General features: G+C 36.8%; 26 protein-coding genes and 1 pseudogene. 6 read left to right on the forward strand and 21 right to left on the reverse strand.

Going from position 1 to position 25,291, the window contains the following annotated elements:
* Nucleotides 1-160: 160 nt before the first annotated feature.
* The 3 genes from DQN24_RS02825 to arsC all read right to left on the reverse strand — a co-directional run bounded on the left by DQN24_RS02825 (nucleotide 161) and on the right by arsC (nucleotide 1,140).
* The gene (locus DQN24_RS02825; RefSeq protein ID WP_021034398.1) at nucleotides 161-457 is read right to left on the reverse strand and encodes a DUF5377 family protein; all 297 of its coding nucleotides are present in this window, start codon (nucleotides 455-457) and stop codon (nucleotides 161-163) included.
* Between the two features lie 19 nt (nucleotides 458-476).
* Nucleotides 477-722: an alternative ribosome-rescue factor A gene (locus DQN24_RS02830; protein WP_046067560.1), complete on the reverse strand. Its 246-nt coding sequence runs from the start codon at nucleotides 720-722 to the stop codon at nucleotides 477-479.
* A gap of 67 nt (nucleotides 723-789) precedes the next feature.
* The gene (arsC, locus tag DQN24_RS02835; protein WP_005653416.1) at nucleotides 790-1,140 is read right to left on the reverse strand and encodes an arsenate reductase (glutaredoxin); all 351 of its coding nucleotides are present in this window, start codon (nucleotides 1,138-1,140) and stop codon (nucleotides 790-792) included.
* Between the two features lie 77 nt (nucleotides 1,141-1,217).
* Between arsC and DQN24_RS02840 the strand changes: the two genes are divergently transcribed.
* A complete protein-coding gene (locus DQN24_RS02840; protein ID WP_006996235.1) occupies nucleotides 1,218-2,267 on the forward strand; it encodes an AI-2E family transporter in 1,050 nt (349 codons plus the stop codon).
* Between the two features lie 110 nt (nucleotides 2,268-2,377).
* Here DQN24_RS02840 and secF read toward each other — a convergent pair whose 3' ends face one another.
* From secF to DQN24_RS02865, 5 genes are all read right to left on the reverse strand, one after another.
* Nucleotides 2,378-3,352, reverse strand: a complete 975-nt coding sequence (gene secF, locus DQN24_RS02845) for a protein translocase subunit SecF (RefSeq protein ID WP_050848127.1) — start codon at nucleotides 3,350-3,352, stop codon at nucleotides 2,378-2,380.
* Between the two features lie 10 nt (nucleotides 3,353-3,362).
* Nucleotides 3,363-5,213: a protein translocase subunit SecD gene (gene secD / locus DQN24_RS02850; protein ID WP_111695360.1), complete on the reverse strand. Its 1,851-nt coding sequence runs from the start codon at nucleotides 5,211-5,213 to the stop codon at nucleotides 3,363-3,365.
* A gap of 69 nt (nucleotides 5,214-5,282) precedes the next feature.
* On the reverse strand, nucleotides 5,283-5,576 hold the full coding sequence (gene yajC, locus DQN24_RS02855) for a preprotein translocase subunit YajC (protein ID WP_053465297.1): 294 nt from the start codon (nucleotides 5,574-5,576) through the stop codon (nucleotides 5,283-5,285).
* A gap of 265 nt (nucleotides 5,577-5,841) precedes the next feature.
* Complete coding sequence (locus DQN24_RS02860; RefSeq protein ID WP_197711752.1) at nucleotides 5,842-6,345, reverse strand: YadA family autotransporter adhesin; 504 nt, start codon at nucleotides 6,343-6,345, stop codon at nucleotides 5,842-5,844.
* 141 nt (nucleotides 6,346-6,486) lie between these two features.
* Complete coding sequence (locus DQN24_RS02865; protein ID WP_111695362.1) at nucleotides 6,487-7,542, reverse strand: tRNA/rRNA methyltransferase; 1,056 nt, start codon at nucleotides 7,540-7,542, stop codon at nucleotides 6,487-6,489.
* Nucleotides 7,543-7,688: 146 nt separating this feature from the next.
* Between DQN24_RS02865 and pssA the strand changes: the two genes are divergently transcribed.
* Nucleotides 7,689-9,056 (forward strand): CDP-diacylglycerol--serine O-phosphatidyltransferase, encoded by a 1,368-nt coding sequence (gene pssA, locus DQN24_RS02870; protein WP_111695363.1) that lies wholly within the window; start codon nucleotides 7,689-7,691, stop codon nucleotides 9,054-9,056.
* 39 nt (nucleotides 9,057-9,095) lie between these two features.
* Here pssA and fadR read toward each other — a convergent pair whose 3' ends face one another.
* Nucleotides 9,096-9,821: a fatty acid metabolism transcriptional regulator FadR gene (gene fadR / locus DQN24_RS02875; protein WP_111695364.1), complete on the reverse strand. Its 726-nt coding sequence runs from the start codon at nucleotides 9,819-9,821 to the stop codon at nucleotides 9,096-9,098.
* 124 nt (nucleotides 9,822-9,945) lie between these two features.
* On the opposite strand from fadR, the gene nhaB reads away from it, so the two are divergent.
* Both nhaB and dsbB read left to right on the forward strand, forming a co-directional pair.
* Complete coding sequence (nhaB, locus tag DQN24_RS02880; RefSeq protein WP_021034390.1) at nucleotides 9,946-11,490, forward strand: Na(+)/H(+) antiporter NhaB; 1,545 nt, start codon at nucleotides 9,946-9,948, stop codon at nucleotides 11,488-11,490.
* A 9-nt stretch (nucleotides 11,491-11,499) separates the two neighbouring features.
* A complete protein-coding gene (gene dsbB, locus DQN24_RS02885; RefSeq protein WP_021034389.1) occupies nucleotides 11,500-12,033 on the forward strand; it encodes a disulfide bond formation protein DsbB in 534 nt (177 codons plus the stop codon).
* 53 nt (nucleotides 12,034-12,086) lie between these two features.
* Here the strand turns inward: dsbB and glmS are convergent, their stop codons facing one another.
* The 12 genes and pseudogenes from glmS to DQN24_RS02945 form a co-directional block, all read right to left on the reverse strand.
* Nucleotides 12,087-13,919: a glutamine--fructose-6-phosphate transaminase (isomerizing) gene (glmS, locus tag DQN24_RS02890; protein ID WP_021034388.1), complete on the reverse strand. Its 1,833-nt coding sequence runs from the start codon at nucleotides 13,917-13,919 to the stop codon at nucleotides 12,087-12,089.
* 108 nt (nucleotides 13,920-14,027) lie between these two features.
* A complete protein-coding gene (locus tag DQN24_RS02895) occupies nucleotides 14,028-14,300 on the reverse strand; it encodes an HU family DNA-binding protein (protein WP_005630954.1) in 273 nt (90 codons plus the stop codon).
* A 138-nt stretch (nucleotides 14,301-14,438) separates the two neighbouring features.
* Nucleotides 14,439-15,029 (reverse strand): YjaG family protein, encoded by a 591-nt coding sequence (locus DQN24_RS02900; RefSeq protein WP_021034387.1) that lies wholly within the window; start codon nucleotides 15,027-15,029, stop codon nucleotides 14,439-14,441.
* A gap of 35 nt (nucleotides 15,030-15,064) precedes the next feature.
* A complete protein-coding gene (gene nudC, locus DQN24_RS02905; RefSeq protein ID WP_021034386.1) occupies nucleotides 15,065-15,859 on the reverse strand; it encodes an NAD(+) diphosphatase in 795 nt (264 codons plus the stop codon).
* A 67-nt stretch (nucleotides 15,860-15,926) separates the two neighbouring features.
* Nucleotides 15,927-16,523 carry a Fe-S biogenesis protein NfuA gene (gene nfuA / locus DQN24_RS02910; protein WP_021034385.1) on the reverse strand — a complete coding sequence of 199 codons (597 nt, stop codon included), beginning with the start codon at nucleotides 16,521-16,523 and terminating at the stop codon, nucleotides 15,927-15,929.
* A gap of 75 nt (nucleotides 16,524-16,598) precedes the next feature.
* Entirely contained in the window at nucleotides 16,599-17,285 is a 687-nt protein-coding gene (locus DQN24_RS02915; protein WP_021034384.1) for a ComF family protein, read from the reverse strand.
* 247 nt (nucleotides 17,286-17,532) lie between these two features.
* Nucleotides 17,533-17,986, reverse strand: a pseudogene (tnpA, locus tag DQN24_RS02920) (IS200/IS605 family transposase).
* The gene (gene pilQ, locus DQN24_RS02925; protein WP_021034382.1) at nucleotides 17,983-19,326 is read right to left on the reverse strand and encodes a type IV pilus secretin PilQ; all 1,344 of its coding nucleotides are present in this window, start codon (nucleotides 19,324-19,326) and stop codon (nucleotides 17,983-17,985) included. Before pilQ ends, tnpA begins: the two are co-directional and overlap by 4 nt.
* 9 nt (nucleotides 19,327-19,335) lie before the next feature.
* Entirely contained in the window at nucleotides 19,336-19,749 is a 414-nt protein-coding gene (locus tag DQN24_RS02930) for a pilus assembly protein PilP (RefSeq protein WP_021034381.1), read from the reverse strand.
* Nucleotides 19,746-20,267, reverse strand: coding sequence for a competence protein C (locus DQN24_RS02935; protein WP_111695365.1), 522 nt, complete (start codon nucleotides 20,265-20,267; stop codon nucleotides 19,746-19,748). Before DQN24_RS02935 ends, DQN24_RS02930 begins: the two co-directional genes overlap by 4 nt.
* Complete coding sequence (locus DQN24_RS02940) at nucleotides 20,264-20,773, reverse strand: competence protein B (protein ID WP_111695366.1); 510 nt, start codon at nucleotides 20,771-20,773, stop codon at nucleotides 20,264-20,266. Before DQN24_RS02940 ends, DQN24_RS02935 begins: the two co-directional genes overlap by 4 nt.
* Nucleotides 20,774-21,571 carry a pilus assembly protein PilM gene (locus tag DQN24_RS02945; protein WP_110430714.1) on the reverse strand — a complete coding sequence of 266 codons (798 nt, stop codon included), beginning with the start codon at nucleotides 21,569-21,571 and terminating at the stop codon, nucleotides 20,774-20,776.
* A gap of 98 nt (nucleotides 21,572-21,669) precedes the next feature.
* Between DQN24_RS02945 and DQN24_RS02950 the strand changes: the two genes are divergently transcribed.
* Nucleotides 21,670-24,264, forward strand: a complete 2,595-nt coding sequence (locus tag DQN24_RS02950; RefSeq protein ID WP_110430713.1) for a penicillin-binding protein 1A — start codon at nucleotides 21,670-21,672, stop codon at nucleotides 24,262-24,264.
* Between the two features lie 76 nt (nucleotides 24,265-24,340).
* Nucleotides 24,341-25,186 carry a 23S rRNA (adenine(2030)-N(6))-methyltransferase RlmJ gene (locus DQN24_RS02955; protein ID WP_111695367.1) on the forward strand — a complete coding sequence of 282 codons (846 nt, stop codon included), beginning with the start codon at nucleotides 24,341-24,343 and terminating at the stop codon, nucleotides 25,184-25,186.
* The last annotated feature ends 105 nt before the right edge of the window (nucleotides 25,187-25,291 follow it).

Here is a 25,291-nt window from a genome sequence, read left to right on the forward strand (position 1 = left end):
ATTTGTCGTACAAGAAATTTGTTGTTAATTAATCTATTTTTTATCAAAATAAAGAAAAAAATAACCGCACTTTTTTATATAGTTTATATCATTAAAGTGCGATCTTTGTTTTACAATAATCGTAAAATATAGTGTGAAATTTTATAGATTAATCAATATTTTATTCTGATTTTATCCCTAAGTTTCCAATTTTCACACCGACTAGACCAATAGATACGGGATCAAAATAATCCCCTAAAAATTTAAACAATTCATTTAACTCTGTAAAAGAACGCTGAATTTTTATTTGATCCTCCACTTTACGCACAAATTCATAGCGTATGTTATTTTCTTCAAAATAAGCCGTTAGAGTTAAATAAATCCTTTCAAAGAAATGGCTTTTTGCCCCCTCCTCTCCGGGATCACTAATACGCACATTCCACGTATTATTAAGTAGAATTTGAGGCTGTTTTGACATATTTTACTCCTTATTATTTTTAACCTAAGAAAAACCCGATTATAAAGTTTCTGTAATCAAAAAATTTATAATCGGGCTTTTCAAACATTTTCCCTGGGTGTTTCACTTTACGTTGGTAACTGCCTTTCCCTTTACGTTTTTTCTCAACACGCTGACGAAATAATTTATCGCCTAGCAATGCCATCACTGCATTATCTTTTATCACGCCTCGAGTATGCTGATAAACGGTTTCATTTTCAACCGCACTTTTTTGTTGCTTTGCCATAATTTTTCCTCAAAAAAGCCGCGGAAGGATTTCCACGGCGGGAGTATTATACTCGCAAACGTTTAAATTACAAAATCTCAAGTACAGTTTCTGGTGGACGCCCTATTTTAGCTTTATCGCCATTTATAACAATTGGGCGTTCAATAAGTGCTGAATGTTCACTCATGGCTTTTAATAATTCAGCTTGAGAGAGCTCTAAATTATCTAAATTTAAGCTTTTATATAAATCATCCTTCGTTCGCATCATTTGACGCACATCATCAATTCCTAATTTTTGAGCAATACTTTTTAATTCATCAATGGAATATTGCTTTTGTAAATACAGTTCAATTATTGGCTGAATACCTTGATTTTCTAATAATGCTAGCGTTTCACGGCTTTTTGAGCAATGTGGGTTGTGATAAATAATAACAGACATAGGATTTCCTTTTAGTAGCTATAAACACTGTAAATTTTAACTTATAATGGCGAAAAATACTTATAGGAAAAGAAATTATGCTAGAAATGTTAAAAAGCTGGTACTCGCGCCGTTTAAGTGATCCGCAAGCGATGGGACTATTAGCAATATTATTATTTGGCTTTATCTCCATTTATTTTTTTGGAGATTTAATCGCACCTTTGTTAATTGCTCTAGTACTATCCTATTTACTAGAAATGCCAATCAATTTTTTAAATCAATATTTAAAATGCCCAAGAATGTTAGCGACAATTCTTATTTTCGGTAGTTTTATTGGTCTAGCAGCAATTTTCTTTTTGGTATTGGTGCCAATGTTATGGAATCAAACTATTTCCTTATTAAGTGATTTGCCCGCTATGTTTAATAAATCTAATGAATGGCTACTCAATTTACCCAAAAATTATCCTGAACTTATTGATTATTCAATGGTTGATTCTATTTTCAATTCTGTGCGAGAAAAAATCCTTGGTTTTGGCGAATCTGCTGTAAAACTTTCTTTAGCCTCTATTATGAACTTGGTTTCTTTAGGGATTTATGCCTTTTTAGTGCCATTAATGATGTTTTTTATGTTGAAGGATAAATCAGAACTTTTACAAGGCGTTAGCCGTTTCTTACCGAAAAATAGAAACTTAGCTTTCAAAGTATGGAAAGAAATGCAACAGCAAATTTCTAATTACATTCACGGAAAATTATTAGAAATACTGATTGTCACTTTAATCACTTATATTATTTTCTTAATTTTCGGGCTAAATTATCCACTCTTATTGGCTTTTGCGGTGGGTCTTTCAGTTCTCGTCCCCTATATTGGCGCAGTTATTGTCACGATTCCTGTTGCATTGGTTGCTTTATTCCAGTTTGGAATCAGCCCAACATTTTGGTACATCATTATTGCTTTTGCTGTAAGCCAACTTTTAGATGGAAATCTCCTTGTGCCTTATTTATTTTCTGAAGCCGTGAATTTACATCCATTAATTATTATCATTTCAGTATTAATTTTTGGCGGTTTATGGGGATTTTGGGGCGTATTTTTTGCCATTCCTTTAGCCACTTTAGTAAAAGCCGTAATAAATGCCTTACCTCAAGATTAAATAATTTTTGAATTTTAAGTACTCTTAGAGGTTATTTATATAAATAAAAAATAGTTAATCGTAAATTTTCGATTAACTATTTTTTTAAATTTATTCTAAGCGTAAATTAACTAAGGTAATTCATCAATTCCTTTATCTACTTTAGGTGGGATCATATGCTCACGACGTAAACCAACATCGTATGCAATGGCGATGGCAACAAAGATCGAAGAATAAGTACCAAATCCAATACCTACGAGTAAAGCAAGTGAAAAGTTATGGATAGAAGGACCGCCAAAGAAGAACAATGCGATCACAACAACTAATGTGGTAACCGAAGTAATGATAGTTCTTGATAAAGTTTGCGTTAAAGAAATATCAATAATATCAATCGTATCTAATCGTCTAATTTTTCGGAAATTTTCACGAACTCGGTCAAATACCACAATACTATCGTTAATAGAGTAACCCACCACAGATAAAATCGCGGCGACAAAAGTGAGATCAATTTCAATTTGTAATGCAGAGAATACCCCTAGCGTAATAATTACGTCGTGCGCAAGAGAAGCTATACCACCAAAACCTAAACGCCATTCAAAACGTGACCCCACATAAATAAGCACCATTGCTAATGTCGCTAAAGTTGCATATACCGCACCTTGTGCTAATTCTTCACCGACATTTGGGCCAACAAATTCAATACTGCGAATTTGAATGTCTTTATCTACATTCTGTAGCATATTTTTGACGTGTTCACCAATGGTAGAATCATTATTACTTGCAGGTAAACGAATCATTACATCTTGAACCGATCCTGTGGTTTGAACAACTGGGCTTTCAATTCCATTTTCGTGAAGTTTATTACGGATTTGTTCAAGATTAGCGGATTGCGAGAAGTGGGTATCAAATACCACTCCACCAGTAAAATCTAAGCCCCAGTTAAATCCTTTGGTAATAATAAAAAATAGAGAAATTACCATTAAAAGTGCGGATAATATATAACCCAATTTACGCACTTTCATAAATTCAGTCAATGGGAACGGGAGTTTGATCCCATTGATTTCACGGATAAAATGTCCGCCTTTATCTTTTGTAAAAAGTTTCATCATTTCCCACCTAAATTAATAATTTTTTAAGTTGTTTACCGCCGTAAAGGGCATTAACTAATGCGCGAGTTCCGGTAATCGCGGTAAACATAGAAATCGCAACACCAAGTGAAAGCGTAATTGCAAAACCTTGAATTGGGCCTGTTCCAACCGCGTATAGAATAATTGCAGTTAAGATTGTGGTTAAGTTTGCGTCAAAAATAGAAGTAAATGCGCCGTTATAACCTTCATTAATGGCTTGCTGAATTGAACGACCATTACGAATTTCTTCTTTAATACGTTCAAAAATCAATACATTCGCATCTACTGACATACCTAAAGTTAAAACGATACCCGCAATACCCGGCATTGAAAGTGTCGCACCGGGTAAAATAGACATCAAGCCCACAAGTAATACGATATTAATAACAAGTGCAAAACTTGCAATCACACCAAACATTTTGTAGTAAAACAACATAAAGGCAATAACCGCAACTAATCCCCAAAGACTCGCATTAATCCCTTGCTCTACGTTTTGCGCACCTAATGATGGGCCAATTGTGCGTTCTTCAACAATTTGAATTGGTGCAATTAATGCGCCAGATTTCAACAAGGTAGAAAGATTATGTGCTTCCGCGATGCTATCAACACCAGTAATTTGGAAATTAGAACCAAAACGACCTTGAATTGTTGCAACATTAATAACTTCTTCATGCTTTTCTAAAATGGTTTTGCCATTTTCATCTTTTTTGCCATTATCTTTATACTCAACATAAAGCGTTGCCATTGGTTTTTTGTAATATTTTTTAGTGGTCTGAGACATAATCTCGCCACCTTCGCTATCCAAGGTTACACTTACTTGCGGTGTGCTTGAATGCTGATCTAAACCAGAGCTTGAATTAATAATATGCTCCCCACCTAATACGGCACGTTTAAATAATGCAACAGGATGACCTTGGCGATCATATTTAACTTCCGAATCAGCTGGTAACATATTACGAGAAATAGCATCGGCTGTAACATTTTGATTTACGATACGAAACTCAAGTGTTGCCGTTGCCCCTAAAATTTCTTTTGCACGTGCAGTGTCTTGAACACCTGGTAATTCAATCACAATACGCTCCGCACCTTGACGTTGAATTACTGCTTCTACAACCCCTAATTCAGCAACACGTTTACGTAAAATCGTTAAATTTTGCTCAATGGCTAAGTCGCGTGCTTCATTTAATGCTGCAGTAGATAGCCCTAAATTAATACTATCAGCATCAGGCTCAGTAATGTCTAATGTTGGATGCAATTGGCGAATAATTCGCTCAGCTTTAGCACGCTGGCTTACATTAGCTAAGGTTATCAACGTACCAAAATGCTCAGTATTTTTAATAGCAGTATATTGAATTTTTTCTTTACGAAGTTCGCCACGCAAACTGTCTTGTAACTGCTCTTGGCGTTTTACAAGTGCTGCATTCATATCCACTTCCATCAAAAAACGAACCCCACCGCGTAAATCCAATCCCCATTTCATTGGGTTAGCACCAAACATACTTAACCAAGCTGGAGTCGCAGGAGCAAGATTTAATGCAGTGGTGTAATTATTGCCAAGACGTTCAGCAATTTTATCTTTAGCGAGGAGTTGAGCATCGGTATTAGTGAAACGAGCCAAAATTGAGCCGTTCTCAAGTACGACAGATTTGGTTGGAAGATTATTGGTTTTAAGCACATCTTGAACTTGTCCAAGCACGCTAGTATTCGCTTCTTGACCGCGCGTACCAGAAATTTGAACCGCAGGATCTTCACCATAAATATTTGGAAGAGAATATAAAATCCCGATGGCTACAATAAAAATCACCATCAAATTCTTCCATAATGGATAACGGTTTAACATAGTTTTCCTTTTCTTTTCTAACGCACAGAGCCACAATACGTGGCTCTGGAAAATAATTTAACGTTACTCTTAAAGTGATTTTAATGAACCTTTAGGAAGAACGCTCACAATGTAGTTACGATTAATCGTAATTTCTGTCGTGTCGTTTAACGCAATCACGATGCTATCACTACCTTCGGTTACTTTAGTAATTTTGCCGATTAAACCACCAGCAGTTAAAACTTCAGTACCTTTTGCAAGCTCAGACATCAATTTTTTATGTTCTTTATTGCGTTTAGATTGCGGGCGATAAATCATAAAGTAGAAAATTAAACCAAAGATCACGAAAATAAATAGTGTGGACATTGGGCTTTGTGCTTCCATTGTGTTTTCCTTATTAATTTAAGTTAAAAATTTTGCGTAAAATACCATAAATTGCTTCATTGGGAAAGGCGAACCATCCTCAATATTCACTGTTATATAAAATGACTGAAAATATTGATTGTTTATCGTTCATTTCTTGAACATCATTGAACTTATCAATGAAATATATACTGTGGAAAAATGATGATTGACAATATTATTTAATGGAGATTGAGTTTGAGCTTCTATAGAGAATATTTCTATTTCACTGATAAAAAACGCTTAATTACCATTCATAACCATAAGCAGCACCAAGCATAACATCTTTCTTACCAGACATATTAGATGCTCCGCTGAGTTTGATAATGTGTTTACCATTATCCGTCACGTGGGAGTATCCAACAGCTAAGGCTTGTTCGCCGCGATAATATGTAGCCGCCGTGCCGATGGAAGATTTACCATTAGTACGAGGTTGCGGCAATAGCCCCATCGCACCAGCAATGGCTGCTCCACGACGACCGCGACGATCAATTTCATCAACTTTGTTATTTAACTGACTAATCGAGCGCGTATTTTGTGCCACATTCACTGCATCAGTATCTTCTAAGCCTGCAGCAACATTCGTGATTTGGCGAGTGATACCTAAATCAGAATTACCTACAGATACTGCACCAGCTGAATTTTGCCAAGGACTTCTCCACGCTTTAGAATTATTGTACTCTGTTTGAATTTTTGTAAGCGCAGCATCTCTTTTAGCGATATATCTCCTGAGCTTTCTTGATGTTTTCATTAGCTTCATAGATAGCCTGATTAGCTTCATCAACAATTGTTTTTTGTTTGTTATATTTGTTTAAAAAATTTCATTGTTTCTTATAAAAAAGAAGTCGTGAATTCTACTTAAACGCTCAACAAAAAGCTATAAAATGAAGACTTATCTAAAATACCACTTCGCTAACAACACACCCGCATTCACCGCAATGTTTAGGCCTGATTTAATTGGGCTTGCGAGCGTTAAACGCACTTGCGTGTCTTCTGGCGTCGCCAAACTTTCCGTAAAACTTTCACTTAGCACAAAAACTACTTTATTTTTTAACCGCACTTTATCCAATGGGTCGCCTTGTTTATTGTGCGATACGTGAATAACTTGATAGCCTGATTTACGCAAGTGCATTAAAGCTGAATCAATATAATCCGTTTCTAACACACGAATATATTCTGCGCCACCTTCTGCTACGCGCATTGAAGCTGATGAATACAGATTTTCCACATTATCGGCAACAATATTTTTCACGCCAAAATAAGCACAAGTACGCAATACGCCACCAATATTTTGCGCATTATTCACATTGTCCAATAGCACTAAACAATCCTCGTTACGAGGAATATCCAAATATCCTTGCAACGTAAAAGCTCGCGGTTTCTTCACTAATAAACAAATGCCACCGTGATGTTCTGTTCCGCTCACTCGAGCTAATTCTTCGCTATCTACAATATGATAAGCCTTTTTGTTTTCAGCTAAATAACTCAATACTTCGCCAATTTTGTGTGACATTTGTACGGTTGCCCACAATCGAACAATACTTTCAGGGCGTTCTGCAAATAAAGCTAAACAGGCATTTTCACCGTAAACCTTCATTTCTTCCGCACGGTTTTTCTTAATTTTTTCAGGTGCACGAGGAGAAAGCGCACCAGTTTTCTTTTCTTTTGTTTTATAAATCGTGCCCGTCGTTTTTATTGTCACTTGAACCTTAGGTTTTTCTACATTTTTATTTGATGGCGCACGAGATAAAGAAAGTTGCGTAATTTTAGTTTCTTTCACTTCTTGTTTATCACGAGAAAAACGAGATTTTTCGTTTCTATTTCCATTAAATTTATCATTAAAGTGCGGTCGATTTTGGCTTGGTTTTTCTCGATACTTTTCCCCCACTGAGCGTTCTTGAAAGGTTTTGCCTGCGGATTGAAAAGACGGTTTGCGTTTGTCGTTCATAGGATTTTCCTGAATTAAAATGGCTATTATTTAGCCAAAAAATGCTAAAATTTGTGAGCATTATAACGAAAAAAAGCCTTTTTTCTATTAATAAGCACGTGAAATATTGTAAACTAGCACACTAGTCTTCAATCACGAGATGGATTATGTTAATCAATAAAACCAAACGAGCTGAACAAAATTTAAATAATTTGCCATTCCTTGCTTTGCAAGCTGAGCAAATTGAATTTTTGGGTAGCCCGGCTGAATTTAAAACTCAAATTATTGAATTAATCAGAAACGCAAAAAAACGTATTTATGTCACCGCACTTTATTGGCAAAAAGATGAAGCGGGACAGGAAATCCTCGATGAAATTTATCGCGTGAAGCAAGAAAATCCACACTTGGATGTAAAAATTCTCATAGATTGGCATCGCGCACAACGCAATTTATTAGGGGCGGAAAAATCTGCCACCAATGCAGATTGGTATTGCGAGCAACGCCAAACTTATCAGTTACCAGATGATCCAAATATGTTCTTTGGCGTGCCAATTAACACGCGCGAAGTTTTTGGTGTATTGCACGTTAAAGGCTTTGTATTTGATGATACGGTGCTGTATAGCGGTGCAAGCATTAATAATGTCTATCTTCATCAACTTGAAAAATATCGTTATGACCGCTATCAAAAAATCACTCATGCCGAATTAGCTGATTCGATGGTAAATTTCATCAATGATTACTTGTTAGATTTCAGTGCCGTTTATCCACTTGATGTGACCAATCGCCCTAGAACTAAAGAGATCCGCGGCAATATTCGCATTTATCGCAAAGACCTTGCTCAAAATGGAAAATATTCATTAAAAAGTGCGGTGAAATTACCAAATGTTTTAAGCGTATCGCCATTGTTTGGCTTAGGCGCATCGGGCAACGAATTAAATCAAGTGATTGAAGATTTATTCTTGCAAGTGCAAGAAAAATTGGTGATTTGTACGCCATACTTTAATTTCCCACGCACATTGCAACATAAAATAGCGACGTTGTTGGAAAATGGTAAACAAGTAGAAATTATTGTTGGCGATAAAGTCGCAAACGATTTTTATATTCCACCAGAACAACCATTTAAAATGGCGGGGGCGTTACCTTATCTGTATGAAAGTAATCTTCGCTGTTTCTGTGAAAAATTTGAGACTCAAATTGAAAGAGGTCAGCTTGTGGTGCGTTTATGGCGTGATTGCGATAATACCTACCACTTAAAAGGTGTGTGGGTAGATGATCGTTATATTTTACTTACGGGCAATAATCTTAACCCTCGAGCGTGGCGTTTGGATGCAGAAAATGGCTTATTAATTTACGACCCACAACAACAACTTTTAGCCCAAGTGGAAAAAGAGCAAAACCAAATTCGCCAACATACAAAAGTATTAAAACATTACACTGAATTAGAAGAATTGAATCAATACCCCGAACCAGTGCAAAAATTATTGAAAAAATTTGCACGGATTAAAGCGGATAAATTAGTGAAAATGATTTTGTAATAGGAAATTTTATGTTTTTCCTTAAATTCGCTTTCAGTATTAATCTGATAAATTTTGTGGCAATCGTTCAAGAATAGCTTTCCAATAGGTCGAAGAACGCAAATTATTTTTTCGGATGCAATCCACTACTGCATCGGCATTTCCCTCAAGACAAATTTGTTGCATTTCTAAGTAAAATTGCTTTGTTAATTCACGGTGTGTTTTTTCTTTAAAAAATAATAATCCTATTCGCTGATAAACGCCTTTTAAACTATTGAAAATTAAACGATAAAAGGGTTTGTTGGCAACAACAGTGAATTGACGAAATAATTGGTAATCAAATTCTGTGTAATCTTGTGCTGTGTTTTCTAATTGCCCTAATTCAGCAAAAAGTGCGGCTGATTTTTGAGGGGAATTCTTTACGGCTTCATAAATGTAAGATTCCGACATTTTACTACGCAAAGACAGCATATTATCAATAATTAAGGGCGCGGACTGCATATCTAAAGCAATTAGGGTTTCTATAATATTTGGACCTGCAGCATCCCAAATATTATTTACTTTAGTGGGTTTGCCGTGCTGAATTGTTAGCCAACCATCACGAGCCAAACGTTGTAAAACTTCACGTAAGGTAGTGCGAGTTACACCAATCTTATCGGCTAAATCACGTTCTGATGGTAAATTACTGCTCGCAGGAAAAACATCTTGCCAAATGCTTTTTACAATATATTCCTCTGCTAAAGCAGCTGGACTTTGGGCTTTTAAAATATCGTTATTGTTTTGCATTACAATTAAAAATCAGATAAAAATCAAAAAAAATGCAATTTTATAAAAAAATTACTTGGTTTTTATTATCCTTTAAAGGGGGATATATTACAATGTTCACGTGATAAAAATAATGGAGTTCACTATGACAAACACTCAAGCTTTTATGAAAAACTTTCTTGGGGCAAGTCCAGACTGGTACAAACTTGCCATTGTGGTTTTTCTTATTATAAATCCAATTGTTTTCTTTTTTATCAGTCCTTTTATTGCGGGTTGGTTACTCGTTGCAGAATTTATTTTCACATTGGCAATGGCATTAAAATGCTATCCGCTTCAACCGGGTGGTCTATTAGCAATTGAAGCTATTATTATCGGAATGACAAATGCCAAACACGTCAAAGCAGAAATTATGGCAAACTTTGAAGTGATCTTGTTACTGATGTTTATGGTGGCAGGTATTTTCTTTATGAAACAATTACTGCTTTATGTATTTACTAAATTACTTGTCAAAATTCGTTCTAAAATTGCACTTTCTATTGCCTTTTGTTTTAGTGCTGCTTTTTTATCGGCTTTTCTCGATGCTTTAACGGTTGTAGCTGTTATCATTAGTGTCGCAATGGGATTCTATGGTGTGTATCACAAAGTTGCATCAGGCAATAATTTAATTGATGCGGTTGATATTTCAGACGATAGAAAAATTATTGAACAACAGCACGAAATCTTAGAAAAATTCCGTGCATTCTTACGTAGTTTAATGATGCACGCAGGGGTAGGGACTGCACTTGGTGGTGTAATGACCGTTGTTGGAGAACCACAAAACTTAATTATTGCAGAACAAGCAAAATGGAACTTTATGGAATTTTTCTTACGTATGGCACCCGTGACTATTCCTGTATTTATCTGCGGATTACTCACTTGTTTCTTAGTCGAAAAATTCAAATTATTTGGTTATGGCGAGAAATTACCAGACGAAGTGTGGAAAATCTTATCAGATTTAGACCGCACTAATTCAGAAAAAATGTCTAAACAAGATAAAATTAAATTAGGTATGCAAGCGTTAATCGCAATTTGGTTAATTCTTGGATTAGCATTCCATCTTGCCACAGTCGGTTTAATTGGTTTAAGTATCATCATTTTTGCTACTTCCTTCACTGGTGTGACGGATGAACATACTATTGGTAAAGCCTTTCAGGAATCTTTACCCTTTACTGCATTGCTCGTTGTATTCTTTTCTGTTGTTGCAGTAATTATTGATCAAAAACTTTTTTCACCAATTATTCACTTCGTTCTTTCTGCGGAAGAAAATACGCAACTTGCTTTATTCTATGTGTTTAATGGCTTGCTTTCTTCTATTTCTGATAATGTATTTGTTGCAACGGTTTATATTAACGAAGCTAAAGCTGCATTAACTAACGGCGTTATTGCACCGCATCAATTTGAATTGCTTTCTGTTGCCATTAATACAGGTACAAACTTACCGTCAGTTGCAACACCAAATGGACAAGCTGCTTTCTTATTCTTATTGACTTCATCACTTTCGCCATTAATTCGCCTTTCTTATGGCAGAATGGTTTATATGGCTTTACCTTACACGATTGTACTTTCAATCATTGGTTTACTGGCTATTGAATTTATTTTACCAGCTGCCACAATTTGGTTAGCAAGTTTAGGTTTAATTTTGCCAATTTAAGGAGAAAAAATGCTCGCGCTATTAAAACAATTTTCTGAAAAACGTTTTGTGTGGTTTTTATTGGCTTTTTCAAGTTTAGCCTTAGAATCTACCGCACTTTACTTCCAATATGGAATGGGCTTACAACCTTGTGTGCTTTGTGTTTATGAACGTTTAGCAATGATTGGCTTATTTGTAGCGGGCATTATCGCTTTACTTCAACCTCGCGTTTTCATCCTTAGATTAATCGCCTTGGTTTTAGGCTTATTCAGCAGTATTAAGGGCTTATTAATTTCGTTTCGTCATCTTGATTTGCAAATAAATCCAGCCCCTTGGAAACAATGTGAGTTTATTCCAAACTTTCCCGAGACTTTACCATTTCATCAATGGTTTCCATTTATATTTAACCCGACTGGCTCTTGTAATGAAAGCCAATGGTCATTATTTGGTTTAACGATGGTGCAATGGCTGGTGGTTATTTTTTCACTATATGTGGTTATTCTTACATTATTGTTAATTGCTCAAGTGATTAAAACACGGAAACAAAGAAGATTATTTAACTAAAAAATACGGTGAAATTTCACCGTATTTTTTATTACATTAAAATCAACCGCACTTTATTCTACGGTAACTGATTTTGCTAAGTTACGAGGTTGATCTACGTCAGTACCTTTAATTAAAGCCACATAATAAGAAAGCAATTGCATTGGAATGGTATAAAAAATTGGTGCAACAATATCATTGACTTTTGGCATCGTGATGATTTTCATTCCTTCACTTGGCGTAAATCCTGCTTCTTTATCGGCAAATACATATAATTGACCACCACGAGCTCGCACTTCCTCAATGTTCGATTTTACTTTCTCTAATAATTCATTATTTGGTGCAACGACAATCACTGGCATATCGGCATCAATTAACGCTAATGGTCCGTGTTTCAATTCTCCTGCCGCATAGGCTTCAGCGTGAATATAAGAAATCTCTTTCAATTTCAAAGACGCCTCTACCGCAATAGGATAAAATTCGCCACGACCTAAGAAAAGTGAATGATGTTTTTCAGCAAAATCCTCTGCTAATGCTTCAATTTCTGAATCAAAGGCTAACGCTTTTTCAATTTCAGCAGGTAAGGATTGCATTGCTTTAATAATTTCACGTTCTTTTTCTGCAGAAATATGACCTTTAACTTTACCAAGTGCCGTCACCAACATTAATAACGCAGCTAGCTGTGTCGTAAATGCTTTTGTTGATGCCACCCCGACTTCAACACCGGCACGCGTCATAAATGCAAGATCTGATTCGCGTACGAGCGAAGATCCAGCAACATTACAAATTGTTAATGCTGCCATATAGCCCTTTTCTTTCGCTAAACGAAGTGCGGCTAAAGTATCTGCTGTTTCGCCAGATTGAGAAAGGGTAATCAATAAGCTATTTGGACGGGTAACAAATTTGCGATAACGAAACTCTGATGCAATTTCAACATCACAGCTCACGCCAGCCAAAGATTCAAACCAATAACGCGCCACCATACCTGCATTATAAGATGTGCCACAAGCAACAATTTGAATATGCTCAACTTTTTCTAAAATGTCTTTTGCACCATTTCCGATTGAATCGACAATCACATTTTCGTGATTGATACGCCCTTCCATTGTATTAATAAGTGCGGTTGGCTGTTCGTAAATTTCTTTCTGCATAAAATGGCGGAATTTACCTTTCTCTGCCGCGTCATTTTCAAGATTAGACTCGTGAATTTCACGTTTAGCCTTATTACCGTGAGTATCATAAATATCAACTGTACGACGTGTAATTTCTGCAATATCCCCTTCTTCTAAAAAGATAAAACGGCGAGTAACACTTAATAGCGCAAGTTGATCTGAAGCTAAGAAATTTTCGCCAATACCTAAACCAATCACAAGCGGACTACCAGAACGAGCTGCGACTAAATGTTCAGGATTACGACTATCCATTACCACCATCCCGTATGCGCCCGTGAGTTGTTTTACCGATTTCTGCACAGCCTCTAAAAGGGAATCCGTGCTACGCATTTCCCATTCAACCAAATGTGCGATCACTTCAGTATCTGTTTGCGATAAAAAGACATAGCCACGAGATTTTAATAATTCTCGAAGTTCTTCATGGTTTTCAATAATACCGTTATGTACTACAGCAAAAGTACCTGACGCATGGGGGTGCGCATTAGTTTCTGATGGTTCGCCGTGAGTTGCCCAGCGAGTGTGTGCAATTCCCGTTCCACCAATCAATGGTTTTTCTGATACGGCTTCATCTAATGCTTTAACTTTACCTAAACAACGAATACGTTGTAATTCATTTTGTTTATTGATTACTGCAACACCAGCTGAATCGTAACCACGATATTCCAAACGATGTAAACCATTAATTAAGATTTCCGCTACATCTCGTTGCGCTACTGCGCCGACAATACCACACATAAGTCTTCCTTATTCATTCTATTACTAAGTTTGTTTTTACATTTGCCACGCTATACAATAAAAAAACCCTGCGTAATCGACAGGGCTTCATTTCATTGATGTTATCAATTATTTAATTGCATCTTTTAATGCTTTACCAGATACAAATGCTGGCACTTTAGATGCTGCGATTTGGATTTCAGCACCAGTTTGTGGGTTACGGCCAGTACGAGCAGCACGTTCATTTACTTTAAATGTACCGAAACCGATTAATTGTACAGGCTCACCTTCTTTTAGGCTTGCAGTAATTGCATCTAAAGTCGCTTCTAACGCTGCTTTAGCTTGTTTTTTGTTTAACTCTGCAGCGTTTGCAATTGCATCAATTAAATCTGTTTTGTTCATAAATTTGTACCTTCTGTTAAATAAAAATTTGATTCTTTAAAAGTATCTTTGCGAACTCGTCGCAAAAGCTGTGCAAAGGATAATCTAACTTGAGATGAATTAAAAGCATGATTTATAAAAATTGTGACAAATCTCACGTTATTGATGAAATTCTATACCAATGTTAGATATGCCCTCAGTCCGAATTTCATTTTTTAAAGCTAAAATTAATTCAATATCACGTTTTTCACATTCTTTAAGCAAACGATAAACTTGCCATTGCACATCAAGTTCTGTTTGAATATCTTCATTTTCTTTTAGCTCACTTTCTGACCAATCTCGTCCAGTTTCTGTTTCCAATAACGCTCTTATTGTTCCCAACGAAATTAAGCTTATTTCCACCGCCCTTTCTAAGGTTTCTCCCGCAATAATAGCGTGTAAAATTTCAGCTAAAGCCTGACAGGCATCTAATGCAGGCACAACACCAAAACTATCATAATCATTCACATCGGGAATAATGCTTTCTAATTTCTCCAACTGATTTTCAAAGTTGATTTTGACATCTTTAATTGTTAAATATTCCCACACCAAATTGAGAATATTTTGATACGTTTTAGCTTCAACGCTAAGCTCGTTCATTTGACAGAACAATTTAAAATTTGGTGCCATACGTTCACATAAAGCAGCCATAAAAGTAAGATGTTGCCAACTTTCTAAGTTTTCTAAGCGTTTATGAATCGGATTTCGCATCTTATTTCCTTAATTTATAAGAGTTGGAATATTTATTAATCGCGTTTATTTTCCGCTTTACAGAGTTCAAGCGTTGCGTGAATTAATTTACGAGCGATAGTACCTGTTGGCGGTAATTCTGGCAAGGGTTGATCATAAGAAAACCATTGTGCGTCATAAATTTCACTTTCCTGCAATGTTATTTCTCCGCTTTCATAATCAGCAAGAAAACCGACCATTTGAGAGTTTGGAAATGCCCAAGGCTGGCTACCAAAATAACGAAGATTTTTTATTGAAATCCCCGTTTCTTCAAAAACCTCTCTATTCACCGCTTGTTCAAATGTTTCCCCTACTTCGACAAAACCTGCAAGCGTCGTATATATTCCTCCGTTGGGACTATAATGTCGCTTATGATTTGCCAATAGAATTTCGTGACCACGACGAACCGCAACAATAATTGATGGGCAAATCACAGGATAAGTTCGATACCCACAGTGAGTACATTGCACGGCAAGTTCATCTTGAGTTTGTTGTGTTTTATGACCGCACTTTCCACAGAATTTATGGGTTTTCAGAAAATGATTAATTTCCACTCCTCGACTTAATATATAAAATTCATCCTCTGGCAGTGAAAGTAATTTACGCAAACTCACATATTCTCGTTCGTCATTTATTTGCTCTGCAACAAGCCACAAGGGATGATTTTTCCATTCTCCAATTTGCATTGCTTTCAATCCTTCCAAATCAATATCTTTAGCGATACCAAAAGGCAATTCATTATTCACTAAATACAGATTAGAACCTTGTGTAAGCAACCAATAACCAAAATCATCTTGTTGAAGTATTTTCATTTTTTCTCCATAAAAATAACCGCACTTTCAAAAGTGCGGTTATTATAAATCTTCTTTTTATAACTCACTAATAATAAGAATGTTCGCCACGTTGATGCTCGGTTATATCTTTTGCACCTTTTAATTCATTCGGGAATAGGCTAATAAGTTGTTTTTCTACGCCATCTTTTAATGTAACGTCCACCATTGAACAACCATTACAACCACCACCGAATTGTAAAATTGCGTAACCATCTTCAGTAATTTCAATTAAGGTTATGCGTCCACCGTGATTTGCAAGCTGTGGATTAATTTGAGTTTGAATGACATATTCAACACGTTCAATTAATGGCGCATCATCAGCCACCTTACGCATTTTGGCATTTGGTGCTTTTAAGGTAAGTTGCGCACCAAGTTCTTCGGTAACATAATCAATTTCTGCTTCTTCTAAGAAAGGCAGGCTGACCTCATCAATAAATGCAGAAAAAGTGTCATATTTCATTTCAACATCACTTTCTTCCACGGCATTCGGTGGGCAATAAGATACGCCACATTCCGCATTAGGCATACCCGGATTAACGACGAAAATACGAATATTGGTTCCTTCTTCTTGGGTGTCTAAAAGTTTTCTAAAATGCGCTTGTGCGGCATCAGAAATAGCGATTTGCTGGGTTGCTTGTTCCATAATTATGTCCTAAATACTTGAGAGAAAGTATCGGAAATAATACGCTCATCGCGTTTTTTTTTCCAGTGCTTTATATTAAGCCCGTGCCAGTCCCCACACTTGGATCTCCTCCACACCTAATTTTCGCAACAATTTTGAGATTTCATTGAGTGTAGAGCCTGTAGTAATTACATCATCCACCAGCGCGACTCGATGATAAGGAAATTCATTTTTCAAAACAGCAAGAGAAAAGGCATTTTTTAAATTCTGACGACGATCTTTTGCACTCAAACCACGTTGAGTATGCGTATGTTTCACACGTTTTACGATATTGTTCAAATTAGGAATATCCAGCCAACGACTTAATTGCCGAGATAATAAATCAGCCTGATTATAACCCCGTCGCCACTGACGAAAATGATATAAAGGCACAGGAATGATTGCTTCTGGCAATTTAAGTTGATGCGTTCGCTTAGCATCACGCACCGCAAGATATAAAAGCCGAGCTAAAGTGCGGTCAATCCAAAATTGATTTTGAAATTTAAAACGATGAATTAACACTGAAAGTGGCTCAACATAATGCCCTATAATGACCATCTTATCCCAACTAGGTTCTTGTTTAAGACAATTTCCACAATGCTGCGCATAATATTGCAATTCCGCACCACAATGACCGCAATAAGGAAAAGATTTAATTTGTTTTTGGCAACCTGAACATAACCCATTTTTTGCGATATGAAGATTGCCACGACAGTGGATACAGCGAAAATTTAAAAAATTCATTTGATCCTTATTAGTGATTACTGCAACCTAGGGTAGATATAAGCGTTCCCCACAGGGGAACTACGATTACTATCACTAACCGTAGGTATACTTACCCACGGCTTACAAACCTAGGGTAGGTTTACCCTAGGCTAATTGTAATGCTACCCCGTTGGGGTAGGCATAAGTGTTCCCCAAAGGGGAACCACGATTACTATCACTAACCGTGGGTATACTTACCCACGGCTTACAACATTCCCAAAAACAACTAAACATTTCTCTCAAACCATTCTACGTTAAAATCTATTCCTTCACGTTGAAATAGGCTCTTCATTTCATCATTGAAATGAGTTTCTTTGTGATGCTGTTTTTGATTCTTAATGTAATTAATAAGTTGATGTTTATCTGTCGCTATAAGTTAATGCGCAATATCCTACTGACCAAGCCGTAAATTCTGGAAATAATGGTTTATTTTCATCTAAAAAACGGTGTGTCGATTTTTTTAATTTACGAACAAATTCAGCCACTGAAATCGTTTGGTGTAATTCAACAAATAAATGTAGATGATCTGGCATACCATTAATTCGATGAAGTATAGAATGGTGTGATTTAACAAATCCCCAAATGTAATCATAGAGAATTTTCTCATTTTCTTCATTAATGGCATAAACACTGTCTTTTGTCCTAAAAACAATGTGATAAAACAAACGGCAGTAACTCATTGTAACTTTTTCCCCGCACTTTTTTGCTTCAACGCCTCTAACGTTTCTCCTGCTTTTAAAATATGCGGCGTCACGAAAATCACGAGCTCACGTTTTTGATGTCGTTCGCTTTCTTTGCTGAATAATCGTTTAATAACGGGTATATCGCCAAGCAATGGCACCTTATCTTCGCTTTTCGTAATTGTGTCGTGAAACACGCCGCCAAGCACAATGGTTTCCCCATCTTTGGCAAAAACCTGAGTATTAATTTCTTGCTTATCAATAGAAACCACCTCATTTTGTCCATAAGAAACACGAGAACCTGGTGAGTTTTGGCTCACTAATAAATCAAGTAAAATATTGTTATCTTTAGAAATATGTGGTGTGACTTCCAAACCAAGCACCGCCTCGCGAAATTCCACAGATTGCGTATCGTTACGAGTATTGCTCACAATATAAGGAATTTCTGTCCCCTGTTTAATGCTTGCACTTTTCTTATTTGTGGTTAGTAAGCGAGGGCTTGCGATAATTTCTACATTATTTTCACGCTCTAACGCACTCAATTCTAAATCGAGCAATCGCCCATTAATTTTGGCGACTTGTAATGCTATCGAGCCAGCAGGTGTTGTCGTTGTCGCAAAATTTACATTAAGATTATCCGCAATATTTTCAAAGCTATTGCCTGCAAGACTGCCCGCAACTCGTCTTGCATTTTCCGTTGGATTAAAAATCCCCCACCGAACGCCAAGTTCTTTCAAACTCTCATCTGTTATCGTCACAATACGCGCTTCAATAGCAATCTGCTCAATAGGTTTATCCATTTCAGAAATTAGTTTTTTGATATTTTGCACAGAATGAGGTTCATCTTGAATCACGAGCAAATTACTACGATCATCAAAGGTAATGCTCCCAGCTGATGAAAGCAAAGAGCCACTTCCTGTCGTTAAGGACTTCATTAATTCAGAGGCTTTAGCAAAATGGAGTTTTACTGTATGGCTCTCTAAGTGCGGTTCATTTGTAGTAAGATTTCCTGCAACTTGCCATTTGCCTGATTGCCCTCCATTCAGATAGTAAATACCCTCATCTTTATTCAAAGTAAGCTTCTTACTTTTAGCGATTATTTGTAGTAAACGTGGCATATCAATATTATCTAATCTCAATGAAATATTACTTTCTAATGCTTCATCTATCACTAAATTCACATCTTGTTGAAAAGCCAACTGCTCTAATGTTTGAGCTAAAGGTGCTTGCGATAAACGAATAAAAAAACGTTCGTTATCAGTTTTGGGATTAGCAAAAACAATTAAGGGTAAACAAAAACAGACTAAAAAATAACCGCACTTTAAAAAATATTTCTTCATAATCTTCCTTTAAAAACTTAATTTTTTCCATTCACTACTATCACATTGCTCTCCGAGCTTGCGCATAAATTGAACATTGTTTTGGTCGATTTTTTCTACAATATAGCCCTCTTGAGCCACATCAACACCCTCTAAAACACTGTAAATTTGCAAATTCTGATCCAGCAATAACGCAAACGCTTTATCTTTAGAAATCACTACGCCCACCAATTTTAAAGCATTCAAGGGAATTTCAGCCGCTTGGCGATTTTCATCCGCTCCGCATAGATTATTAGGTACATCTGAGGAAATTATTTCTGTCTGTTCCATTACTGTTTGTGCGTTATCAAACTGAGAACGGTTACGTTGTGTTTTATCGAAAGGATCCTGCCCCCAACTGCAATTTATAAAAAGCAATGCAGTTAGGAAAAACCAATACTTCATTTTGTCTCCTTCTCTAGCTGAAAAATAATCTCGGTTTGCAATGGGCTGTCTTCGGGTTTCATAAATTGCAGCCGACTTACTGAAAGCTGTGACGTACTAGCTAAAAGTGCGGTTAAAAATGTCTTCGTTTTTTCAAAATGCCCAATAAGCTGTAAATGCAAAATGGGCTGTTGCCCCATTTCCCAACGTAAATGCTGAGATAATCCGTTACGCACAGCTAAACGTTGAATTTGTTTATTCAAAGGAATAATTTGTGCAGCCAGTTCTGGAGAAAGTTTTCGACTTTCCGACTGCTGCTGTAAAGAAGTTAAAATTTTCTGTTGATGTAGAAATTCCGAACTTTTCTTTGCTAATTCATATTCAGTTTCAGCAAAATGCTCACTAGCCTCGATATAATCTAAAACAGGGCGAAAAATCACCGCACTTAATAACAACAAAAAGGTTAAACTCTGTATATAAACAGGCTGACTTAGCCATTTGCCAAAAGGAGTAAAAGGATCGTTAAAAAAGGTTTTCACTTATCTTCTCCAACTTGTTCCACATCAAAGAGAAAATACAATGACTGTTGTTCAGGTTGAAACTGGCTTAATTTCACATTGGGAAAATGTTTCTTTAAAAATTGATGAATCAGTTCAAATTCTCTTTGATCTTGTGCGAGACCTTCCAAACTTAAGTTATGAGCATCTTGTTTAAATTTATTCAGTTCTCCTTGCTGAAAAGGTAATTCACTTAGCAGCTGTAAACTCTTTTTTACTTGCTCTTTAGGAATAGATGTCAAAATTTCGCCAACCTGCACTGCACTACGCAACTGTTCAATTTTCTTGGCGGTTTTATAAAGTTGCTGATTAAGTTGTTCAAAAGATGTTTGTTGCGCCTGCAAATGTTGTTTCTGTTGTTCAATTAAATTACTAAAAGCCAAAGTTAAATTAATAGCAAGCAAGATAAATAAAGCGATATAAAAAGCTAAACGACGTAAACGGTTTTGATGTTGATAAGTACGCCAAGGCAATAAATTCATCGACATTTAGTTACCTACTTTTTGTTGATATAAATCTTTTTGCCATAGCGCGTTGCCCAGTGCAATAAAAGGGAGTTCTGTTTCTACTCGCTGCCAGTGTTCTGGTAATGGCGTATGACTTGAGGGAATTTGATACACAAAAACTTGTTCAAGTTGCCCTTCAAAACGTTCGGTAAATTGTTCATAAAGTGCGGTCAAATTTTCGTGAGATTGTAAAATTTGCGATTGCTGCGATCTTTCACAAATCGCCAAACAATAGTCATCTTCTTGAAATAAAAATAAGGTATTTTCTGACCGCACTTGTTCATTCAACAAATACTGAAATGCACGCAAAATAGCATTTGACGCAACATCCAATACATTAATTTTAAATGGCTGAAAATCTTGCAAATAAGTTTGAGCAGTACTTTTACGAATTGCAGTAACGTCTAATCGAAAACCTTGCTTTAACGAGGTAGAACGATAATCAAACCATAATTCATCTAAAGAAATAGGCAGCTCTTTTTCAAGCACAAATTTACATTGTTGATGACATTCTTGCGCATTTAACACTTGTGGCAACATTAATACTTTCGACCAAGTTAAGTGAGCGGGAATGCTTGCCACAAACTGTAAAGGAAAGGTTTTCCCTTGATATTGTGTTTTTAGCTGTTGTAAAAAACGATTTTTAAAATCACGATCATTAACAAAAATTTGATAACTTTGTGGCTGTTCAAGATCATCAAACCACACAAAATCAAAATAACCCTGCTTACGATGAATGCCGATTTGTAAAGTGAGGTAATTTTTCAGGGAGAATTGCATATTCTTTCCTATTCTTTAAAGGCTGAATCTTTTATACTTAACAACTAAATCATAGGTCTCTTGACAAGAATATTCATTAACCAAGCGAGAATTTTACGATGCGGATCGCAAAATTAATATTAAGCACCCTATTAACTTTATGTATTTTAGGTTTAGTGGCTGGTGGAATGCTGTATTTCTACCTAAAATCGGAATTGCCCTCAGTAGAAACATTAAAAACCGTTGAATTACAACAACCAATGCAGATTTATACGGCTGACGGTAAATTAATTGGCGAAGTGGGCGAGCAACGCCGTATTCCAGTGAAATTAGCTGATGTACCGCAACGCTTAATTGACGCATTTTTAGCAACGGAAGACAATCGTTTTTACGATCATCACGGATTAGACCCTATCGGCATTGCCCGTGCATTATTTGTCGCAGTGAGTAATGGCGGTGCATCACAAGGTGCAAGTACGATTACTCAACAATTAGCGCGTAACTTTTTCTTAACCCCAGAAAAAACTATTATTCGTAAAGCTCGTGAAGCGGTGCTTGCGGTAGAAATTGAAAATACCCTCAACAAACAAGAAATCTTAGAGCTTTATTTAAACAAAATCTTTTTAGGCTATCGTTCTTATGGTGTTGCAGCAGCGGCACAAACCTATTTCGGTAAAGCATTGAATGAATTGACCTTATCTGAAATGGCGATTATTGCTGGTTTACCTAAAGCACCTTCAACAATGAATCCGCTTTATTCGCTAAAACGTTCAGAAGAACGTCGCAATGTGGTGCTAAGCCGTATGTTAGATGAAAAATACATCAGCAAAGAAGAATATGATGCTGCATTGAAAGAGCCGATTGTGGCGAGTTATCACGGCGCAAAATTTGAATTTCGTGCTGATTATGTCACTGAAATGGTGCGTCAAGAAATGGTTCGCCGTTTTGGAGAAGAAAATGCCTACACCAGTGGTTATAAAGTATTTACCACTGTACTTTCAAAAGACCAAGATGAAGCACAAAAAGCTGTGCGTAATAACTTGATTGATTATGATATGCGTCACGGTTATCGCGGTGGTGCACCATTATGGCAAAAAAATGAAGCCGCTTGGGACAATGATCGCATTGTCGGTTTTCTACGCAAATTGCCAGATTCAGAGCCATTTATTCCTGCGGCAGTGATTGGAATTGCAAAAGGCGGTGCTGATATATTGCTTGCCTCTGGAGAAAAAATGACCTTATCAACCAATGCAATGCGTTGGACAGGCAGAAGCAATCCTGTGAAAGTCGGCGAGCAAATTTGGATTCGTCAGCGTGCTAATGGGGAATGGCAATTAGGACAAATTCCCGCAGCAAATTCAGCATTGGTTTCTCTTAATTCAGATAATGGCGCGATTGAAGCAGTGGTGGGCGGATTTAGTTATGAACAAAGTAAATTCAATCGAGCCACACAGTCTTTAGTTCAAGTGGGTTCTTCTATTAAACCATTTATTTACGCGGCAGCATTAGAAAAAGGCTTAACGCTTTCTAGTGTATTACAAGACAGCCCGATTTCTATTCAAAAACCGGGACAAAAAATGTGGCAACCGAAAAACTCGCCTGATCGTTATGATGGTCCAATGCGTTTACGCGTAGGATTAGGTCAATCCAAAAATATGATTGCTATTCGTGCGATCCAAACGGCAGGTATTGATTTCACAGCAGAATTTTTACAACGTTTTGGTTTTAAACGTGATCAATATTTTGCAAGTGAAGCCTTAGCACTTGGTGCTGCCTCTTTCACACCATTAGAAATGGCGCGAGCTTATGCCGTGTTTGATAATGGTGGCTTCCTCATTGAACCTTATATCATTGAAAAAATTCAAGATAATACAGGAAAAGAATTATTTGTCGCAAACCCTAAAATTGCTTGCATTGAATGTAATGATATACCTGTGATTTATGGCGAAACTAAAGACAAAATCAACGGCTTTGCCAATATTCCTTTAGGCGAGAGTGCCTTAAAACCAACAGATGACAGCACCAATGGCGAAGAATTAGATCAACAACCTGAAACTGTGCCTGAATTGCCAGAATTACAATCAAATATGACCGCACTTAAAGAAGATGCGATTGATTTAATGGCTGCAGCAAAAAATGCTTCGTCGAAAATAGAATATGCACCACGAGTCATTAGTGGCGAACTTGCTTTTCTCATTCGTAGTGCCTTAAATACGGCAATTTATGGCGAACAAGGTTTAGACTGGAAAGGCACAAGTTGGCGTATTGCACAAAGCATTAAACGTAGCGATATAGGCGGTAAAACAGGTACCACCAACAGTTCAAAAGTGGCTTGGTATGCGGGATTTGGTGCAAACTTAGTCACTACAACTTATGTTGGATTTGATGACAACAAACGTGTACTTGGGCGTGGAGAAGCGGGTGCAAAAACAGCAATGCCTGCTTGGATCACTTATATGAAAACGGCTTTAAGTGATAAGCCAGAACGTAAATTGACACTGCCGCCAAGAATTGTGGAAAAAAGCATTGATACTTTGACAGGTTTGCTTTCTCCAAACGGTGGACGCAAAGAATACTTTATTGTAGGTACTGAACCGACACGTACCTATCTTTCGGAAATGCAAGAGCGTGGTTATTACGTTCCTACAGAGTTACAGCAACGCTTGAATAATGAAGGCAATACACCAGCGACGCAACCACAAGAACTCTTCTAAAAATGACCGCACTTTAGTGTGTAATAGGGCGAGTCTATTGGCTCGCCTTCGTTATTAAACAAATAAGGAATATATTATGCTGAGTTATCGTCACTCATTTCACGCAGGCAATCACGCCGATGTCTTAAAACATATCGTCTTAATGCTTATTTTGGAAAATCTTAAACTCAAAGAAAAAGGCTTTTTTTACTTAGATACGCACTCTGGCGTGGGGCGTTATCGTTTATCCTCAAACGAATCAGAAAAAACGGGGGAATATAAAGAAGGTATTGGACGCTTGTGGGATCAAACAAACTTACCCGAAGATGTTGCACGTTATGTAAAAATGATCAAAAAACTCAATTATGGTGGCAAAGAACTACGTTATTACGCGGGTTCTCCATTAATTGCCACTGAATTGTTGCGCCCACAAGATCGCGCACTATTGACCGAGCTTCATCCTAGCGATTATCCAATCCTTCGCAATAATTTTAGCGACGACAAAAATGTCACCGTAAAATGTGACAATGGCTTTCAACAAGTCAAAGCAACACTACCACCAAAAGAACGCCGTGGCTTAGTGCTAATTGATCCGCCTTATGAATTAAAAGAAGATTATGATCTTGTTGTCAAAGCCATTGAAGAAGGCTATAAGCGTTTTGCCACTGGCACTTATGCGATTTGGTATCCCGTTGTATTACGCCAACAAACTAAACGTATTTTTAAGGGCTTAGAAGCAACGGGGATTAGAAAAATTCTAAAAATTGAACTCGCCATTCGCCCTGATAGCGATCAACGAGGAATGACGGCAAGCGGTATGGTAGTAATTAATCCACCTTGGACATTAGAAACTCAAATGAAAGAAATTTTGCCTTATCTCACAAAAACATTAGTTCCAGAAGGCACAGGAAGCTGGACTGTCGAATGGATTACACCAGAATAATTCTCCATTCTAAACACCACTAAATTTCACCGCTAAAAGTGCGGTAAGATTTTCTAAGATTTTAAATAAATCCTACAGTTCCCAAAAGCCCATTTTTTCGCTAGA

This window comes from Haemophilus influenzae, from assembly GCF_900475755.1.
Taxonomy (GTDB): domain Bacteria; phylum Pseudomonadota; class Gammaproteobacteria; order Enterobacterales; family Pasteurellaceae; genus Haemophilus; species Haemophilus influenzae_D.